Source organism: Streptomyces fumanus, assembly GCF_014655295.1.
Taxonomy (GTDB): Bacteria; Actinomycetota; Actinomycetes; order Streptomycetales; family Streptomycetaceae; genus Streptomyces; species Streptomyces fumanus.
The window spans coordinates 300,827-318,984 of the sequence record NZ_BNBI01000004.1; the positions used below are offsets into that span (position 1 = coordinate 300,827).

Annotated in this window: 15 protein-coding genes; 10 read left to right on the top strand and 5 right to left on the bottom strand. The window is 74.1% G+C overall.

The genetic code is table 11. From position 1 onward, the window contains the following. Positions 1-482: 482 nt before the first annotated feature. From IE316_RS10835 to IE316_RS10850, 4 genes are read right to left on the bottom strand one after another with little or no spacing between them, the layout of a single operon-like run. Positions 483-1,979 carry an amino acid adenylation domain-containing protein gene (locus IE316_RS10835; protein WP_190203997.1) on the bottom strand — a complete coding sequence of 499 codons (1,497 nt, stop codon included), beginning with the start codon at positions 1,977-1,979 and terminating at the stop codon, positions 483-485. Further along, positions 1,976-3,247 (bottom strand): condensation domain-containing protein, encoded by a 1,272-nt coding sequence (locus IE316_RS10840; protein WP_190203998.1) that lies wholly within the window; start codon positions 3,245-3,247, stop codon positions 1,976-1,978. The genes IE316_RS10835 and IE316_RS10840 overlap by 4 nt, the downstream gene beginning before the upstream one ends. Further along, complete coding sequence (locus IE316_RS10845; RefSeq protein WP_190203999.1) at positions 3,244-4,455, bottom strand: cytochrome P450; 1,212 nt, start codon at positions 4,453-4,455, stop codon at positions 3,244-3,246. Before IE316_RS10845 ends, IE316_RS10840 begins: the two co-directional genes overlap by 4 nt. Beyond that, a complete protein-coding gene (locus tag IE316_RS10850) occupies positions 4,452-4,772 on the bottom strand; it encodes a phosphopantetheine-binding protein (protein ID WP_190204000.1) in 321 nt (106 codons plus the stop codon). Before IE316_RS10850 ends, IE316_RS10845 begins: the two co-directional genes overlap by 4 nt. Positions 4,773-5,119: 347 nt before the next feature. On the opposite strand from IE316_RS10850, the gene IE316_RS10855 reads away from it, so the two are divergent. From IE316_RS10855 to IE316_RS10880, 6 genes are all read left to right on the top strand, one after another. After that, positions 5,120-5,302 (top strand): hypothetical protein, encoded by a 183-nt coding sequence (locus IE316_RS10855; protein WP_190204001.1) that lies wholly within the window; start codon positions 5,120-5,122, stop codon positions 5,300-5,302. A 143-nt stretch (positions 5,303-5,445) separates the two neighbouring features. Beyond that, positions 5,446-8,547: a lantibiotic dehydratase gene (locus IE316_RS10860; protein ID WP_190204002.1), complete on the top strand. Its 3,102-nt coding sequence runs from the start codon at positions 5,446-5,448 to the stop codon at positions 8,545-8,547. Beyond that, on the top strand, positions 8,544-9,869 hold the full coding sequence (locus IE316_RS10865; RefSeq protein ID WP_190204003.1) for a lanthionine synthetase C family protein: 1,326 nt from the start codon (positions 8,544-8,546) through the stop codon (positions 9,867-9,869). The genes IE316_RS10860 and IE316_RS10865 overlap by 4 nt, the downstream gene beginning before the upstream one ends. A 118-nt stretch (positions 9,870-9,987) precedes the next feature. Then, on the top strand, positions 9,988-10,170 hold the full coding sequence (locus tag IE316_RS10870) for a hypothetical protein (RefSeq protein WP_190204004.1): 183 nt from the start codon (positions 9,988-9,990) through the stop codon (positions 10,168-10,170). A 42-nt stretch (positions 10,171-10,212) separates the two neighbouring features. After that, positions 10,213-10,509 (top strand): hypothetical protein, encoded by a 297-nt coding sequence (locus tag IE316_RS10875; protein WP_190204005.1) that lies wholly within the window; start codon positions 10,213-10,215, stop codon positions 10,507-10,509. A gap of 235 nt (positions 10,510-10,744) precedes the next feature. After that, a complete protein-coding gene (locus tag IE316_RS10880; RefSeq protein ID WP_229910322.1) occupies positions 10,745-10,966 on the top strand; it encodes a hypothetical protein in 222 nt (73 codons plus the stop codon). Positions 10,967-10,982: 16 nt separating this feature from the next. On the opposite strand, the gene IE316_RS10885 is transcribed toward IE316_RS10880, so the two are convergent. Continuing rightward, entirely contained in the window at positions 10,983-11,972 is a 990-nt protein-coding gene (locus IE316_RS10885; RefSeq protein WP_190204007.1) for an aldo/keto reductase, read from the bottom strand. A gap of 376 nt (positions 11,973-12,348) precedes the next feature. Here IE316_RS10885 and IE316_RS10890 point away from each other — a divergent pair, with 376 nt between their 5' ends. The 4 genes from IE316_RS10890 (at position 12,349) to IE316_RS10905 (ending at position 18,153) form a co-directional block, all read left to right on the top strand. Further along, positions 12,349-14,331, top strand: a complete 1,983-nt coding sequence (locus IE316_RS10890) for an APC family permease (RefSeq protein WP_190204008.1) — start codon at positions 12,349-12,351, stop codon at positions 14,329-14,331. 376 nt (positions 14,332-14,707) lie between these two features. Then, positions 14,708-15,748, top strand: a complete 1,041-nt coding sequence (locus IE316_RS10895) for a pyridoxal-phosphate dependent enzyme (protein WP_190204009.1) — start codon at positions 14,708-14,710, stop codon at positions 15,746-15,748. Then, positions 15,745-17,010, top strand: coding sequence for an MFS transporter (locus IE316_RS10900; protein ID WP_190204010.1), 1,266 nt, complete (start codon positions 15,745-15,747; stop codon positions 17,008-17,010). The genes IE316_RS10895 and IE316_RS10900 overlap by 4 nt, the downstream gene beginning before the upstream one ends. 69 nt (positions 17,011-17,079) lie before the next feature. After that, on the top strand, positions 17,080-18,153 hold the full coding sequence (locus IE316_RS10905; RefSeq protein WP_190204011.1) for an ornithine cyclodeaminase family protein: 1,074 nt from the start codon (positions 17,080-17,082) through the stop codon (positions 18,151-18,153). Positions 18,154-18,158: the final 5 nt, after the last annotated feature.

Below are 18,158 nucleotides of genomic sequence, written 5' to 3' on the forward strand. Positions count from 1 at the left end.
CTAGGTGCCTTGCGCCTGTCGGGTGCCGACTATTCACCGCACCCGCCTTGCGGGCAAGCTGCCGGCTTGTCCGGGTGCTGTCCGGGACAGGCCCGGACAGCAAAACAGCAGTTCGGCTGCCGTCTCGGACAGCAGCATTCGGAGCTGCGGGTGTGCCCGGGCATTCACCACCATGGTCGCGGGGGCACGGGCCGGGACGGGGAGCACACGCGTATGCGGCGCTGGAGCGTGTGCTGTCGGATGTCTGTCCTGGACGACCGGATGCGACGCTCCGCGGCGAGCCGTCCCTCACGGCACCTCACCTCGTCGGCCGTGCTCTTGGCGGCCGGCGAGGCTGTGATCGTGCGGAGCCCTGGCAACGCCCCGCGGATGCTCACCTGATGCAGTCGGGCCTGGATGTGCCGGTGATCGAGGCGGAGGCTGACTCGCTTGCCCTCGCCCGGTACCGCTTGTTCCGGGGCGGAGGCACGGCCCACGTCCCGTCAGCCGTCCTCGGCGGTACGCCGGTCCAGTGCCGTGTGGTCGATCTTGCCGTTGGGCAGGCGGGGCAGGGCGGGCAGGGTGACGAGGCGGGTGGGCAGGGCGGCGGCGGGCAGGTGGGTCAGGAGGTGCGCGCGCAGGGCGGAGGGGTCCGGGGGAGGGCCGTCGGGCACGAGGTAGGCCACCACCCGGGGCCGGCCTCCGCGGCGGATGCCCACCCCGGCCTCGGTGATCCCGCCGTAGGCGGCCAGGGCCTGTTCGATCTCGGCGCGTTCGATGCGGGCGCCGCCGAGTTTGAGCTGGTGGTCGGCGCGGCCGTGGAAGTGCAGCAGGCCGTCGGCGCCGACGGCGACCAGGTCGCCGGTGCGGTAGACGCGCCGGCCCTCGTGTTCGGTGAACCGCGGGTCTCCCGGGGGCCCGTGGGCGACGCCGGGGCCGCCGATCCACAGTTCCGCGGGCTCGGTGGTCGTGCCGCCGGCGCCGGCGGGGTGGTAGAGCCGGGCGCCGGGGGCGGGGCGGCCCAGGGGGACGCGGGGGGCGCGGGCGTCCTGGGGGGTGCAGAGGTGCACCGTGGACCAGACCGTGCATTCGGTGGGCCCGTACTCGTTGTACAGGCGCGTCTCCGGCAGCGCGGCGGTGTGTGCCTCGACCAGGGCGGGAGGGCACACCTCGCCCGCGACGATGGTCGTGGTCAGTGAGGAGAGCCGGGGGGCGAGGCGGCTGCGGAGCAGCAGGGCGTACAGCGACGGGACCATCAGCAGGTGGGTGGCGCGGTGCCGCTGCGCGGCGCGGGCGGTGGCGAGCGGGTCGCCGGGGCGCTCGGCCGGGATGAGCAGGAGGCCGCCGGTGGCCAGGGTCCACCAGATGCCCGCCATGGAGCTGTCGAAGGAGATCGACGAGCACAGCAGGAAGGCGCGCGGGGGCTCCCGGTAGGAGGCGATGCGGGCGGCGGTGGACCAGCCCAGGGCCCGGCTCGGTACGGTCACCGGCCTGGGCGGGCCGGTCGAGCCGCTGGTGAAGCAGGTGTACGCCGTCTGACCGCGGTGGCTTCTCACCGGCCCCGGGAGGGGCTGCCAGGCGTCGGGTACGGGCCGCACGCCCGGTGGCAGCCCGGTGGGGCGGCCGGGAGGACACACGGCGTACCGTGCGCCGGCCCGGTGGACCATCGCCTGCCGGCGGGCGGCGGGGAAGTGCGCGTCGACGGGCACGAACCGTGCTCCGGCCCGCAGTACGCCGAGCATGGCCGCCACCGCCCACCGTGACAGCGGGGCGTGCACGACCACCGCCTCGCCGGGGAGGGTGCCCAGTGCCAGGAGCCGGGCGGCCACGGCACCGGAGCGGGCGGCCAGTTCCGTGTAGTCGAAGGCGCCGTCCCGGTCGGCCACCGCCGGTGCCGGGCCGGACAGGTGCGGTTCGACGAGGTCGAGGATGTGCGGTGCGGGGTCCGGGGGCGGGGGAGCGGCCGGGGCCACCGGCAGCGGCACCAGCGGCACGGTCATCGGCCGGCGAGCCGGGTCAGCGCGGTCAGGAACCCGGCCTCGGCCGCGCGCATCCACCGCGGGCCGAACAGGTGGCTGTCGTAGGTGACGTACACCTGCGGTGTGGTGTCCCAGCGGACGGTCCAGGCGAACGGGACGGGGATCACCTGCGGCGGCAGACTCTGGTCCGGCAGCGCGACCAGGGGCCGGGCGCCCGGTTCGCGGGGCGGCGCGAGCGGCGGGCGCGGGATCATCTGGAACACCGGTGGCACCCGGGCGCGGTCGGTCAGCCGCGCCGGCATCTCCGGTGCCGCCCCGAGCACCGGCACCCACGGGATGTCGTGCGCGTACGCCTCGCGGCAGCGCCCGTCGATGTGGCCGCGCAGCGCGTCCAGGTCCTGGCCGGTGTCGTCGACGCGGATCGGCAACACGTTGAGCAGGAAGCCGACCGTGTCCCACTCGGACGGGATCCGCCCCGCGGTGATCACCGGGACCAGGGTGTCTCCCGGAGGCAGCACGCCGCGGACGAAGGCGGTCATGAGCAGCGCGAAGGGTGTGGAGCGGGCCCGGCGCGCGGACTGCCGTACGGCCAGGGCCAGATCGGGGGCGAGGGTGAAGCGGTGTACCGCGGGCGGTCCCGGTTCGGCGCCGGGAGTCTCGCAGGGCAGCCCGAGGCCGGCGATCCCGGTCAGGCGCTCCCGCCAGTACGGCAGCACCTGGCGGATCCGCTCCTGCCAGGCCCCGCCGCGGTCCTGCGCCGCGATGTCGGTGTACTGCAGGGGCGGATCGCCGAGCACGCGACCGTCCAGCCGGGCGGCGTAGGCGTCGGCCAGATCGCGGGCCAGGACGTCCTGGGACCATCCGTCGACGGCGATGTGGTGACCGACCAGCACCAGCACCGGGTCCCCGCCGTCGTCCGGGAGGCACAGCTCGGCCCAGAGCAGCGGGGGTTCGTGCGGCGGGCGGGGGCGCACCGCGGCGGCGGCGATCCACTCCCGCACCGGCTCACCGGCCGGCAGGCGGGTGACGTCCAGCCGGGCCGGCATCGGCGCCAGCACCTCCTGGCGCAGGCCGTCCCCGTCGCGGACCAGACGGGTGCGCAGCGCGCCGTGGCGGGCCACCACGTCGTCCAGCGCGGCCCGCAGCACCGCCACGTCGGTCCCGGCGGGGAGCCGGTAGGCGGCCCGGACGGTGAACCGCGGGTTCATCACCGTGCCCGGCAGCATGCTTTCCACCAGGCCGAGCAGTTCCTGCGCGTACGTGGCTGCGTGGACGGCGGGCTCGCTCACCGCTGCTCCTTGCCCCGGCCGCGGAACCCGGCCCGCACCGGCATCTGTAGGTACCCGGACAGGAACGTGGAACGGGCGCGTACGGGCTCGCCCGCGAGGCGCAGTGACGCGTACCGGGCGAACAGCTCGGCGAAGAACAGCCGCAGCGTGACCCGGGCGATGCCCGCGCCGACGCAGTAGTGCGGGCCGGCCCCGAACGCCAGGTGCCGGTTGCCGGACCGGGCGGGGTCGAAGACGTCCGGACCGGCGAACACCGCGGGATCGCGGTTGGCCGCCCCCAGCCACGCGACCACCGCGTCGCCCGCGGCGACCGGTACGCCCGCGAGCACGGTGTCATGGCGGGCGTGGCGCATGAAGTGCCCGGCCGGCGACGCCCACCGCAGCGCCTCTTCGACACCGCCGGCCAGCAGACCGGGATCGGCCGCCCACGCCTCGTACCCGCCGTCGCGGCTCAACTCGGCCACCGCGGCCGTGGGTACGTGCGCCAGGGTGACACCGGCGCCCAGCAGCAGGCTGTAGCAGTTGGAGAGCACCTCGCCCGGAGTGAGCCGGACGCCGTCGACCTCCATGGCGAGCAGCACGTCGACCAGGTCCCCGCGCGGCCGGCGCCGGCGCTCGCGCACCAGGTCCGCGAAGTAGGCGAACAGCTCCCGGTGCGCCCGGTGCAGGGTCGCCGCCGGCCCCTGGGGCAACTGCACGGCCGGGTCCTCCTCGGCGGCCGACATCAGCGCCAGCCTCACCAGATGCGGCCGGTCCGCCTCCGGCAGCGACAGCAGCGGCCCCAGCACGGTGAGCGGCAGCAGGCCGCAGACCGCCGCGAGATCGAACTCGGGCCGGTCCCGTCCCGGCAGCAGGGCACGGATCCCGTCCCGGATCACCCCGGTGTGCGCCTGCACCGACCGCGGCTTCAGCGCCCGGTGCAGCGGGGCGCGCATCCGGTCATGACGCGGCGGATCGGTGACGGCCAACTGCCGCCCGCCGGCCGGGTCCCCCCGGCCCAGCAGATTCAGCAGCGTGCCCCGCTCGGAGGTGAAACGGGTGTGATCCGACAGGACCCGCTGCACATCCTCGTACCGCACGACCGACCAGAAACCCGGACCGCCGGTCCCGGGCTGCCAGTGCACCGGGTCCGCCCGCCGCAGCGCGCGCCACACGGCATGCGGATCACCCCGTGCGTACAGCGCCGGATCCGCCAGGTCCACGGTCATCCGTCCGCCCCCGCCGTATCCGGTGCCCGGCGCACGGCCTCGGCCAGCGCGGCGACCGTCGGCGCGAGGAAGACCGCGGCGGCCTCGATCTCCACCCCGAACTCGGTGTCGATCGCCACCTGCACCTCGGCCGCGAGCAGCGAATCGCCGCCGAGTTCGAAGAAGTCGTCCTCGACACCGACCGGGGCCACCGCCAGATGCTGCGCCCACAGCGCCGCGAGCCGCCGCTCCGTCTCCGACCGCGGCTCCACATACGGACCGCTCATACCCAGTTCGTCCCGTGCGATGAACTCCTCGTGCAGGGCGCCGCCGTCCACCGATGACCACCCCCATGTGTCCGGATACCGTCGCCGCCCCAGTCTGTGCGCGGAAGGAACCACACCGGGAGACCAATACGCGCCAGGGCCCCCGGCACGCCGGCGCGCGGGCACGCGGCCGGTCGAACGCCCACGGACGCAGCGGACCCCGGAATGTCCGGCGGGCGCGAAGAGGTGACGGTGTTCGGCGCCGGCGCCCGCCTTCGCCCGTGGCCCCTACGACAACCGGCGGTTGACCACTCTTGCGAGTGATTTCTTCCCTGCTGTCCGGGTGACCGTGGGACTCTGCCTGGTAACCGCCGTGGCGGTGACGTCCGGCGCCGCGGCAACCGCGATTGGGGAACCCGATGAGCCCGTCCACGCCTGTACTGCCCGATGTACTGCCCGAGACCGCTGATGTCTTCGATCTCGACCTCCGCGAGATCGTCGGCCCCGAGACCGACGGTGCCCTGATGAACTTCACACAGCAGGGGTGCGAGACGGTCTACAGCCAACTCATCTGTCCCCCGGAGTCGTACGTCGGCTGCTGACCGGGCCGGTCCCCGGTGCCGGCCGGTGTGGCACCGCTCCATCGGCCGGCCGTGGGAAGTGTGCGAGCGCGGGGGAGGGAGGCCGCGTGACCGGTACGGCGTCGCCTTTCCGGTGTGCCGGGCTCGGTTTGTTACGTGTCCCGGTGCACCCCGCGTACCGGGCCGACGAGACCCGGTCCCACCCCGCGGACGCCGGGCCCGCGCACCGGGCCCGGCGGCTGGCGGGTGACCCGTTGGTACGCGAGGCGGTGGAGGTTTCCAGCGGCTCGCTCGCCGCCCGCCTCGACCGGTTGTCCGATCCGGTGGGCGAGGAGCCCGGCGAGCGGGTGGCCCGGCGGGCCGCCGCGGCCCTGGCCCGCTACCGCCTGCGCATGGCGACCCGCGCCACCCCGTTCGGGCTGCTGGCCGGTGTGGCCGCCGTCGACTTCACGGGCGGTGCGGAGGAGACGACGGTGCGGCTGGGCAGCGGTCACCGGCGTGTCGTGCGGCCTGACCGGGCCTGGCTGACCTCGCTGGTCACCGGGTGGGAACGCCGGGTCGAGGTACTGCGGCACGTGCGGGTGACGGTCAACAACCTGTGCTTCACGCGCGGTGACCGGCTCGTGCTGCCCTATGTCCCGGACTCCGCCGGGCCCACCGAGGGCCGGACGGTGCAGGAGGTGAGCGTGCGTCACACCCCGGCCGTCCAGGAGGTGCTGTGCGCGGCCCGCACCCCGGTACTCTTCGCCGACCTGGCCGACCGCCTGCACCGGGCCTTCCCGGCAGCGCCGCCCGAGCGGGCCGAGGAGATGCTCGTACAGCTCGTCTCCCAGGAGATCCTGCTCACCGAACTCCGCCCCCCGCTGGAGGCCCCCGACCCGCTCGCACACGTGACCGCGTGCCTGGCGGCGGCGGGCTCCGCCGCCGAAGCGGAGGCGCTGCGGGCCGTCGCCCGCGACCTCACCGCCTACGCCGGGACCCCGCTCGGCGAGGGCCGCGCGGCCTTACGGCGGGCCACCGCCTCGATGCGCCGGCTGCGCCCGGCCGACCAGGTGGTACAGGTGGACCTGGCGCTGGACGCCGACATCAGGCTCCCCCGTACGGTGGCCGAAGAGGCCGAACGCGCGGCCGCGCTCCTGTGGCGTCTGGCACCCGCCCCTCCGGACGACCGGCTCGACCACTACCACGCCGCCTTCCTCGAACGGTACGGCACCGCCCGGCTCGTCCCGGTCGCCGAACTCCTCGACCCCGACCGGGGGTTGGGGCCCCCGGCCGGCTACCGGCGTCCGCCCGGTCACCGCACGGCGCCCCGGCCCCGGCCACCGGACGCCGAGCGGGACCGGGTCCTGGCCGCGCTCGCCCAGGAGGCGACGCTCACCGGCACCGGCGAAGTCCTGCTCGGCACCGGCCCCGACGACCCGGTGCTGGCCGCGCTCGGCTCCGACGACGGGGTGCCCCCGCCCTCGCTGGAGCTGAACACCCAGGTGCTCGCCGCGTCACCCGCCGCGCTCATGGCGGGCCGGTTCCGGATGGTGGTCGTGGCCGGGGGTGCCCGGGCCGGCGCCACCTTCGGCCGCTTCGGCCACCTCCTGCCGCCCACCGCGCAGGACGCCTTGGTCCGCCTCGCCCGGACCGCTCACGGCACCGCAGCCCGCCCCGTGCAGATGGTGTCCGCCTCCGCCCGGTCCCGAGGCGGCAATGTGGCCCAGGGACCACGCCGGTTGGATCGGACGCTGCCGGTCGGGGTGTTCGCCGACCGCGACGACCCGTCCGTCCTCGCTCCGGAGAACGTCCTGGTGGGTGCCGACACCCGGCGGCTGTTCGTCGTGGACGGGGCCGACGGACACGAGGTGGCACCGGTCGTCCTCCACGTCCTCGCCGACCGGTGGAACGCCCCGAATCTCGCCCGGTTCCTCCGTGAGGTCTCCGGCAGCGGCGTACGGGAGTGGCAGGAGTGGCAATGGGGCTCCGTCTCCGCCCTGCCGTGGCTGCCCCGCGTGCTCAGCGGCCGCACCGTGCTGTCACCGGCCCGCTGGCGCCCGGCCGCCACCCTCCTCGACCGGCGGGCCACCTCGGCCCAGTGGGACGCAGGCGCCCGGCAGTGGCGCGAGCGCTGGCACGTCCCCGACCGGGTGTACGCGGTCCACCGCGATCACCGGCTGGAACTGGACCTCACCGACACCGAGCACCTGCGCCTGCTCCGCGGCGAGCTGGCACGGCATCCGGATCTCGTCCTCACCGAAGCGCCGGCGGCGGCGCCCGGCGCGTGCGGATGGCTCACCGGGCCGCAGGGCGCTCACCGCAGCGAACTGGTCATCCCCCTGGTGCGGGTCCCCGATGCGGCACCCGTTCCCGCCCCGGCGACACCGCACCGGACCGCGGCAGCCTCCGCCCGCGTCCGCCCGCGCACCCACCTGCCCGGCGGTGAGTGGCTGTACGCACGGCTCCACGGGGCGCCGGAACGGCAGCGGGACATCCTCACCGGCCATCTGCCCATGCTGACGGACACCCTCCCTTCCCCGGTGGACCGCTGGTTCTTCGTCCGCTACCGCGACGGCGACGACCATCACCTGCGTCTGCGGTTCCACGCCGGCACCGCGGCCGGCGCCCACGACCTGCTGACGCTGCTGCACGACTGGGCGGCCGGCCTGCACACGGCCGGTCTGATCGCACGCCTGACCCTGGACACCTATGAGCCGGAGACCGAGCGCTACGGCGGACCGCGGGCCCTGATCGCGGCCGAGCGGGTGTTCCACGCCGACAGCCTCGCCACGCTCGTACAACTGCGGCTGACGGAGAGCGGCAGCCTGCCGGCCGACCCCCTTGCGCTGGCCGCGGCCGGCATGGCCCACCTCGTACGCGCCTACTGGCCGGACCCGCCCGGCTCCGCCGACACCGACGAACCACCGTGGCTCACCTGGCTCCTGGCCACCCGTCCCGAAGACGAAGAGCGCGTGCACTTCCGGCGCACGCGCCGCGAAGCGATCCGCCTGGTCGACGCCTACGGCGACTTCGACGGACTCGGGGCCCTGCCCGGCGGCCCCGTCCTGCTGGCCTCCTGGCACCGCCGCGCCGAGGCGGCCGCCGCCTACGGCCGACTGCTCGGACACGAAGGACCACCGGGAGCCGCGCCGGAAGTACTCCGCTCCTTGCTGCACATGCAGCACAACCGGCTGGCCGGCTTGGACCGGCACGCCGAACGGGCCTGCCTCGCCGTGCTGCGCGGCGCCGTCGCGGCCCACCGCGACCGGCGGCGATGGGCATGACGGCGCCCCTGCCGCGCACCGCGCTCGGCCGGCGGGCGGCGCGCGTCACGGCGACACTGGCCGAGCGCCTCGCGGATCCGGCGGGCGTGGCCGCGACCGCCACCGCCCCCGGCAACCTCGACCACCGGCCCGGCCGGCCCCCCGCACCACCGTTCCGTGCCGCGTCACTGGCCGAGGGACACGCCGGTATCGCCCTGCTGTTCGCCGAACTGGCCGCCAGGGACGGCACACCGCGCCACCGCGCCACCGCGCACGCCCACCTGACGGCCGCGACCGCGCACCTCGCCTCCAGCCCGGACCAGGGGCTGTACCACGGCGCCGCCGCGGTGGCGTTCGCCGCGGCCACCGCCCGCCGGACCACCGACGACTACGCCGTACTGCTGTCCCGGCTCGACCGGCGGGTGTCGGCGGCGCTCGGACGGACGCTGGCAGCCGAGGAAGAGCGGATGCGCTCCGGCCGGCCCGGCACCTCCGCCCGCTCCTACGACGTCGTCAGCGGCGCCACGGGCCTCGGCCGCTATCTGCTGCTGCGCGGCGAGCCGCACCGGGCACTGCTGACCCGCACCCTGTCCTGCCTGGTACGCATGACCGAGCCGGTCACCGCCCACGGCCGCCGGGTCCCCGGCTGGTGGGTGCCCCACGGCACGGACGGCCCGTTCTCCCACGTCTTCCCCCGCGGCCATTTCGACGTGGGTCTGGCGCACGGGGTGCCGGGGCCGCTGGCGCTGCTGGCGCTCGCCCACCGCGCCGGGGTCCGGGTACCGGGCCAGGACACGGCCATCACCGGCATCGCCGACTGGCTGCTGCGCCGGCGCACCCCCGCCGCACCGTGGCCACCGGTGATCGGCTTCGACCAGCACACGAGCCGTACCACGCGGCCACCGCCCGGCCGGACGGCGTGGTGCTACGGCACCCCCGGGGTGGCCCGAGCCCTGTACCTGGCCGGCCGGGCTCTGGACCGCCCCGACTGGTGCACGGCGGCCCTGCGCGCGCTCACGGAGGCCCTCGCCGCCCCCGGCGAACTGGTGGACTCCGCCCTGTGCCACGGCTGGGCCGGCGTCCTGCACGTCACCTGGCTGATGGCGCATGACAGCGGAAACCCTCAACTGGCGGGCAGCCTGCCCTGGCTGGCCGAAAAAGTGCTGAACGACTACGACGCCGACGCGCCGTTCGGATACCGGTACCGCTCGCCGGGGCAGCAGGCCGCGATCGACCGCGCCGGGTTTCTGCAAGGCGCGGCCGGGATCGCACTGGCGCTGGACGCGTACGCCAGGAACCTCCCGCCGACGACGCGATGGGACGCGGCCCTGCTGCTCACCTGAACCGCCCAGCCGCCTCCGGAGCCCGTCGCGCGTACGGGATGAAGCTGGCCTGCGGGGAATCGACGCAGACGTCAGGGGTACTCCCCGCGTACCACCATCCACCCCGCGAGAGAGAGTCATGACACAGACCATGGGAAACGGCGAGGGCAACCGGTTCTGCAAGGCGTGTGGCACGCCGGCCGAGGACGGCAAGCTGTGCGACCACTGCGGCGCCGTCCTGGACCTCCCCGACGCAGCGGGCCTGGTCGAGGACCAAGGCGCGGCGGTACGCCGTGACTTCGAGGAACGCGGCCGGCGGTGAACCGATCCGTTGAACGGCGGACACCGGGGTACACGGGCCGCCATGACATCCACAACCGATCGCGTCATCTCCTTGCGGGCCGTGCGGCAGATGCGCCGGGTCCGTGCCTTCTACGCGGGTGGCGTCCTTCTGTGGGCGGTGCTGACCGTCTGGACCGCCTGGCAGATGCCCGGCACCCGGCAGATGTGGGTCTCCGCCCTCCTCCTGGCCGTCTTCAGCGGTCTCCTGCTGACGACCTCCCTGTGGCTGCACCGCCTGCGGACCGAGGACGCGCCCCGGCGCCCGGCGCACCACGCCGCACCGCGCAAGGCGACCGCCTCACGCCACGCGCATGCCTGACGCACCACCGGCGGGGCGGTACCACCCGCCGGTCCGGGCGTCATCGCGTTCCCCCGCCTCGGCATCCGGCCGGACCGCCTCCGAGTGCCTCCGCAGCCGGTGAGACCGTCCGTTTTCGGCCGTCTCTTGAGGGCCGGGAGGCAAGGAGCGGGCAGGGGGTAGGCGCACAGGTATGAATGGCACACGACGTCGACAAGATGATCAGCGCGTACAGGAAACCCGCGCCCGGGGAACCATGCGGGTGTGGCAGTGGGCCAGGTGGGCGGCGCTTGTCCTCGCGGTCGCCTGGGCGGTGAACGGGGTCGTCCACCTCCTCCAGGGCGAGCAGGGCCGGGACCTGTGGTGGCCCCTGGTCAGCACCGTCATCTGGGCAGCGCTGACCGTGTACGGCTTCAGGACCTACCGCCGGATCAGGACGACGACCCTGCCGGCCATCACCGGCCGCCCGTCCGCCTGACCACCCGGCCGCACCGCTACCGGTTCACCGCCCGCATCCCCGCTTCGTCGTAACGCTCTCCCGCCGCCTCCGGCAGCTCGGCGGCGATACGCGCCAGGTCGTCCTCGGTCAGCTCGATGTCGACCGCCGCGGCGTTCTGCTCCAGGTAGGTGCGGCGTTTGGTACCCGGGATGGGCACCAGGTGCTCGCCCTGGGCCAGCACCCAGGCGATGGCCAGTTGGGCGGGGGTCACCTCCTTCTCGGCGGCGATCTCCTTCACCTTGGCCGCGAGCCGCAGGTTCGCCTCCAGATTGGCGTCCTGGAAGCGCGGATTCTGGCGGCGCCAGTCGTTCGCGTCCAGCTCGTCCGGAGTGGTGAACCGTCCGGCGAGGAAGCCCCGACCGAGCGGCGAGTACGGCACGAAGCCGATCCCCAGCTCCTCGCAGACGGGCAGCACCTCGGCCTCCACGTCCCGCGACCACAGCGAGTACTCGCTCTGCACGGCGGTGACCGGGTGCACGGCGTGAGCCCGCCGGATGGTCTCCGCGCTGGCCTCGCTCAGCCCGATGCAGCGCACCTTGCCCTCGGCCACCAGCTCGCCCAGCGCGCCGACGGTCTCCTCGATGGGCACGTTCGGGTCGACCCGGTGCTGGTAGTACAGGTCGATGTGGTCGGTGCCCAGGCGCCGCAGGGAACCGTGGACCGAGCTGCGCACATGCTCGGCGGAGCCGTCCTGGGGCCCGATGGTGCTGGTGTCGCCGGGTACGGCGTCGTCCATCCGGTAGTTGAACTTGGTGGCGATCACGTACTCGTCGCGGTGGCCCCGGATCGCCTCGCCGACCAGTGACTCGTTGGTGAGGGGGCCGTACACCTGGGCCGTGTCGAGGAAGGTGATGCCGAGGTCGAGGGCGCGTCGGATGGTGGCGACGCCCTCGTCCTCGTCGGCGGAGCCGTAGAACGCGGACATGCCCATGCATCCCAGGCCGATGGCCGACACCTCGAGCTCCCGCAGACTGCGCTTGTCCATGACGTGTCCCGATCCTTCCCGCGTGTTCGTCCGTCGTCCCGGCGGCGCGTGCGCCACTCGTCCATCTAGCGACAGATGACGCCGACCGGCATCCCGAACCGGTGCCGTCACGACGCTACGGCTTGGAGTGCGTTCCAGCGCAAGCGCGCCCGGCGGCCGCCCGGCCGACCGGACATGCGGGGGGCCGGGGCGGGGAAGACGCGTCGAGCACGGCACCGGGTGTCGGTACGGTCGGTGCCGCGGGGCCTTCCGGCCGGTTCCGGTCCGGGAGCGACCCGGCGGGTGCGGGAGCGGCAGACCCCGTACTCAGTGATCGTCGCGGCCCGGTGCGGCAGCGACCCGTTGACGGTGACCGGCGGGAAAGGGCAGACAGGACATGAGCGACGGGGGCCGGCCGATCATGCCGGAGACGGTGGACAGTCCGGCGCTGCGCACCCAGCCGCGCGGCACGGCGGCCCAGTGGCTGTTGCGGCACAAGGTGCGGCCCGTGGGCCCCGCCGCGGGCGAGAGCCACGCCGAGTCGCAGCCGTGGTGGAAGGTGATGTGCCTGACCGGCGTCGACTACTTCTCCAGCCTCGCGTACGTCCCCGCGATCGCCGCCACGGCCGCCGGAGCCGTCTCACCGCTCGCGACGCTGCTGATCGTGGCGTTGACACTGCTGGGCATGCTGCCCATGTACCGGAAGGTGGCGCGGCAGAGCCCGGACGGCGCCGGGTCGGTCGCCATGCTGGAGGACCTGCTGCCGTTCTGGTGGGGCAAGCTGTTCGTCCTGGTGCTGCTCGGGTTCGTGGCCACGTCATGGATCATCACCATCACCCTGTCCACGGCGGACGCCACGGTCCACGTGATGGAGAACCCCTTCTTCCCGGCCGCGCTCCACGGCCACCAGGTCGCACTGACCGTGGTGCTGTTGCTGCTCCTGGGCGGGGTGTTCCTGCTCGGGTTCAACGAGGCGGTCAGCGTCGCCATCCCGCTGGTCGCCGTCTTCCTGCTGCTCAACGCGGTCGTCATCGCCGTCGGCCTGGTCCACGCTTTCACGACCGGCGGCGCCCTGTCGGGGTGGACGGACGCCCTCGCCGACACCGGGGGCGGCTTCGGCGATCTCGCCGGCCCCGCCGTGCTCGCCTTCCCGCTGCTCGTGCTGGGCCTGTCCGGGTTCGAGACCGGCGTGAGCATGATGCCGCTGATCGCGGCCGACGGCGCGGACCCCGGGCAGCGGCTGCGCGCGCGCATCCGCAACGCCCGCCGGCTGCTCACCACGGCCGCCGCGATCATGAGCGTCTACCTGCTGGCCGCGAGCTTCGTGACCACCGTCCTCATCCCGAAGGACGAGTTCGAGCCCGGCGGCGCCGCCAACGGGCGGGCGCTGGCCTGGCTGGCCCACGAACAGATCGGCGAGGCGTTCGGCACGGTGTACGACATCAGCACCATCCTCATCCTGTGGTTCGCCGGCGCGTCCGCCATGGCGGGGCTGATCAACATCGTGCCGCGCTACCTGCCCGACTACGGCATGGCCCCCGAGTGGGGGCGCGCGGTGCGGCCGGTCGTCCTGGTGTACACCGCCCTGTGCGTGCTGATCACGGTGGCGTTCGACGCCGACGTCGACGCCCAGGCCGGCGCGTACGCCACCGGCATCCTGGCGATGATGGTCTCCGGGGCCTTCGCCGTCACCGCGTCCGTCGCACGCGGCCGCCGCCGGGCCGCCACCGCGGGCTTCGCGGTGCTCACCGCGGTGCTGTTCTACGCCCTGGCCGCCAACATCGTCGACAAGCCCGACGGCATCGCCATCTCCGGGTTCTTCATCATCGGCATCGTGGCCGTCTCGCTGGTCTCCCGGGTGGCGCGCACCACCGAACTGCGCGCCGACCGCATCGTCTTCGACGACGCCGCGCGCCGCTTCGTGGCCGACACGCTCGCCCACGACGACGCGATCAACATCATCGCGAACCGCCGCGACGCCGGGGACGAGGCCGAGTACCGCGCCAAGGAACGCGAGCAGCGCGGGACGAACCATGTGCCGGGGCGGGCGGACGTGCTCTTCCTGGAGATCGACGTGGTCGACCCGTCGGACTTCAGCGAGACGCTCACCATCCACGGCGTCCGGGTCGGCGACCACCGGGTCCTGCGCGCCGAGGCACCGGCCGCGCCCAACGCCATCGCGGCGATCCTGCTGGCCCTGCGGGACGCGACCGGCGTACTGCCGCACTGCTACTTCTCCTGGGCCGAGGGCAGCCCGCTGGCGCACATGTTCCGCTACTTCCTCCTCGGCCGCGGCGACACCGCCCCGGTCACCCGAGAGATCCTGCGCAGCAACGAGCCCGACCCGCGGCGGCGGCCCGGCATCCACGTGGGCGGCTGACCACCGCCCGCGTGCGCACCGGTTCCAGCTCGGTCAGGAACCGGCGATCGACGCCGACGCGCCGAAGGCCCCGGCAGCGGCGAACAGGAGCCGGCCGGTGGCAAGGGCGGTACTGTCCACGGCGCGACCGGAGTCGGCCATTATGAGCGGCCCCCGGGACTCCCACCCCCTACCGGGCACGCCCGTCGGACCGGCGTCGGCGCAGGTCGTCGAGGTGGGGGTGTCGATTGGCCGAGAAACGCCCCGTGAGGTTCCGGCCACGGTGCGTAAGGTGCAACGGTCATATCGGTGGTTACTTCAGAGGACTGGTGCCTAAGGTCTGCTTGCTTCCGGTTCACAGTGGCACCGAGCTCAGGGGGAAACGATGTCGTGTGTCATGCCTGTCCTGAAGCGGGCACTCGACAGGACCCCGCTGCTCCACCTCACCGTCGCCTACCGAGGACGCACCCGGCGACTGGCGCTGAAGCTGGAAGGGCACGGTCCCAGCGGCTCGGTCAAGGACCGCAGCGCCGTCGGGCTCGTGCGGGCCCTGCACGAGGAGCGGCCGCTGACTCCGGGCACCGTGGTGGTCGAGTCGACCTCCGGGAACCTCGGGCTGGCGCTGACCCGATTACTGCGCGCCGTCGACTGCACCTTCCTCGCGGTGATCGACCTCAAGACCCCGCCCGTCACCCGCCGCATGCTGGAGGCCGACGGCGCCCGGGTGCTGGTGGTCGACGAGCCGGACGGCCAGGGCGGCTATCTGCTGAGCAGACTGCGCACCGTACGCGAGTTGCTGGCCCGCAACCCCGGCTACCGCTGGCCCAACCAGTACGAGAACTGGGCCGCCCCCGAGGTGCACCGCACCACCACGGGCCCGGAGATCACCCAAGAGGCGGGTGCGGAACTCGACGCGGTCTACGTCCCCGTCTCCACCGGCGGCACCCTCTCCGGCATCGCCTCCCACCTGCGCGAGTACCGCCCCGACGTCGCCCCGGTCGCCGTCGACGTACGCGGCTCACTGGCCGTCGCCGGCACCGCCGGACGCCGGCTGATACCGGGCATCGGGGCCAGCCGCCCCTCCGCCTTCCTCAAGGGCGCGGACAGCTACGACCGCCTCGTCCAGGTCGACGACGTCGAGGCGATCGCCGTCTGCCGCATCCTCGCCGAGGACCTGGGGCTCGCGCTCGGCGGATCCAGCGGCTGCGCCGTCCGCGCGGTGGTCGCCGATCTGGAGAACGACCCCGCGCCACGGGGACTCGCGGTCTGCGTGGCCGCCGACGGCGGCGCCAAGTACCGCGACACCCTCTACTCCGACGACTGGGCGAGCGCACAGGGCATCGCCGAAGAGACAGCCGCCGCGAAGGCACGGCTGCGCCGCGAGGGCCTGTTCTTCACCCGGCGGGAACCGCACCACCTGGAGCACCGGCACCTATGAGTACCAGCACCACGCCACAGCGGCGCGAGCGCCGCCGCGACTACCGGCAGTTCCTTCCACTGGTCCAGGGCGCGACCCTGATCGAGTGGACCGGGACCGGCCTGTTCCTCGCCGTCTCGACCATCTACTTCGTCAAGGTCGCCCACCTCAGCACCTCCTCCGTCGGCATCGGACTGACCATCGGCGGCGCGGTCGCCGTGCTCGCCGCCCTGCCCATCGCCCGGCTGTCCGCACGCTTCGGCCCCGTGCCCGTACTGATCGGCGTCATGCTGCTGCGCGCCCTGGCCACCCTCGGCTATCTGTGGGTGGCCGGCTGGTGGAGTTTCCTGCTGGTCGTCACCCTCATCGCCGTCACCGAGCAGTCCTCGCCCCCGCTGGTCCAGGCGTATGTCGGCGCGCGGGCGCCGGAGAGCCTGCGCGCGAAGGTGATGGCCGTCCAGCGCACCGTCGTCAACCTGGGCATCAGCCTGGGAGGACTGATCGCCGGTGCCGCCCTGGGGTCGGGCTCGACCGGCGCGTTCCGGGCGCTGCTGATCGGCGGCGCGGTCGCCTACCTGATCGTGGCCGCGGTGTTCGCCACCTCACGCGACCAGGGCTCGGCCGGCACCGTCGCGACGACGGGCGTACGGGAACTCCTCAAGGACCGGCGGCTGCTGGGCTTCACCGCGTACAACGCGCTGGTGTCGCTGTGGATGCCGGTGCTCAACGTGGCGTTCCCGCTGTGGCTGGTGACCGCCACCGAGGTACCCGAGCGCTACGTCGGCGTCCTGTACGCCGTCAACACCGTGCTCTGCATCGCCCTCCAGTACCCCCTCAACCGCTGCTACCGCACCACGCGCCGGGCCTGGCTGTCGTACGCGACCGCGGCGGCGCTGCTGAGCTGCGGCGCGCTGGCGTTCGCCGCCGCGCCGGGCTTCGGGACGCGCGGCGCACTGCTGACGCTGGGCGGCGCGGTCGTCCTGCTGACCTTCGCCGAACTGCTGCAGGTCGGCGCGTCCTGGACGCTCTCCTTCGACCTGGCTCCCGAAGGGGCGCGCAGCGCCTACCTGGTGCTGTTCAACACCAGCCGCACCGTCGCCAACCGGGTCGCCGGCCCGGTCCTGATGACGGGCGTGGTACTCGCCCTCGGCAAGGCCGGCTGGATCGCGCTCGCCGCTGTGCTCCTGCTGGGCGCGTTCATCCCCCTCGCGGCGCTGCGCGGGGCACGCCGCGCCAGGCCCCCGGAACCCGCGCACGCACCGAAGGCACGTACCGGCCACTGACCCCCGGTCCGCCGGGCCGCCCCCGGTCCGAGCATCCCCCCCACCCCGGCCAAGGAGGCCCCGCTCCCCATGGACTTCGAGCGATACCCGGACAGCCCCTACCTCCACCTCACCCGCGCGGACGTCATCGAGGCCGCCTGCGGCGTGGACATCGTGGGGACGGTGGCCGAGGCGCTGATGCTGCACAGCGCCGGGCAGACCGCCCTCCCCGAGGAGGCGTATCTCGGCTGGACGACCCCGCGGGGCGACTCCGCCCGGCTGCTGGCCATGCCCGGCGCGCTGCTCCAGGACGGCCGCCCGCCCGTCGTCGGCATGAAGACCATCAACGCCTCACTGGGCAACCCGGCCCGAGGCATCCCGCGCTCCCAGGGCTTCACCCTGCTGCTCGACCCGGAGACGGCACGGCCCGTCGCCCTGATGGAGGCGGCCTACATCAGCGCCATGCGCACCGCCGCGGTGACCGCCCTCGCCGTACGCCACCTCGCGGTGCCGTCCCCGCGGAAGCTGGCGCTCATCGGCTGCGGGGCCCTCGCCCAGGCGCACGCGGCGCTGCTGCTGCGCACCGTGCCGACGCTGCGCACCCTCGCGCTCCACGACGTGGCGCCCGACCGCGCCGAGGCCCTCGCCGCGTACGTCGCCTCGCTGCCCGAGGGCGCGAAGGTCGAGACCGTGCCGGCCGGGAGCGCACGCGAGGCGGTGCGGGACGCCGAAGTCGTGGTGCCCGTCACCACGGTGACGCAGGGGTACATCGAGCCCGACTGGCTGCGGCCCGGCGCGCTGGTCTGCCACGTCTCGCTGGACGACCTCACCGAGGCGGCGGTGCTCGCCGCCGACACGGTGATCGTCGACGACTGGAGCCTGGTCCGCGACGACCCGCGCCGCCTGCTCGGCCGGATGCACCGGGCGGGCACCCTGCTCGGCCCCGACGGCGCCCCCCGCGACGGGGTGACCGCACGGCCCGGCGCCCGCCGGGTGGACGCCGTCCTCGGCGACGTGCTCGCCGGCCGCCACCCGGGCCGCCGCCACCAGGACGAGACCATCATCAGCAATCCCTTCGGCATGTCGATCCTCGACGTCGCCGTCGCCGACCGCATCCACGCCCGCGCCGAGGCCGCCGGTCTCGGCACCCGGCTCACGCTCTGAGGGGA

Excerpts from the sequence above, each read along its gene's own strand:
- IE316_RS10870 (WP_190204004.1), top strand. The coding sequence starts at position 9,988 with ATGACACAGACCATGGGAAACGGCGAGGGCAACCGGTTCTGCAAGGCG.
- IE316_RS10900 (WP_190204010.1), top strand. The coding sequence starts at position 15,745 with ATGAGTACCAGCACCACGCCACAGCGGCGCGAGCGCCGCCGCGACTAC.
- IE316_RS10865 (WP_190204003.1), top strand. The coding sequence starts at position 8,544 with ATGACGGCGCCCCTGCCGCGCACCGCGCTCGGCCGGCGGGCGGCGCGC.
- IE316_RS10855 (WP_190204001.1), top strand. The coding sequence starts at position 5,120 with ATGAGCCCGTCCACGCCTGTACTGCCCGATGTACTGCCCGAGACCGCT.
- IE316_RS10890 (WP_190204008.1), top strand. The coding sequence starts at position 12,349 with ATGAGCGACGGGGGCCGGCCGATCATGCCGGAGACGGTGGACAGTCCG.
- IE316_RS10885 (WP_190204007.1), bottom strand. The coding sequence starts at position 11,972 with ATGGACAAGCGCAGTCTGCGGGAGCTCGAGGTGTCGGCCATCGGCCTG.
- IE316_RS10895 (WP_190204009.1), top strand. The coding sequence starts at position 14,708 with ATGCCTGTCCTGAAGCGGGCACTCGACAGGACCCCGCTGCTCCACCTC.
- IE316_RS10880 (WP_229910322.1), top strand. The coding sequence starts at position 10,745 with ATGCGGGTGTGGCAGTGGGCCAGGTGGGCGGCGCTTGTCCTCGCGGTC.
- IE316_RS10875 (WP_190204005.1), top strand. The coding sequence starts at position 10,213 with ATGACATCCACAACCGATCGCGTCATCTCCTTGCGGGCCGTGCGGCAG.
- IE316_RS10845 (WP_190203999.1), bottom strand. The coding sequence starts at position 4,455 with ATGACCGTGGACCTGGCGGATCCGGCGCTGTACGCACGGGGTGATCCG.
- IE316_RS10905 (WP_190204011.1), top strand. The coding sequence starts at position 17,080 with ATGGACTTCGAGCGATACCCGGACAGCCCCTACCTCCACCTCACCCGC.
- IE316_RS10835 (WP_190203997.1), bottom strand. The coding sequence starts at position 1,979 with ATGACCGTGCCGCTGGTGCCGCTGCCGGTGGCCCCGGCCGCTCCCCCG.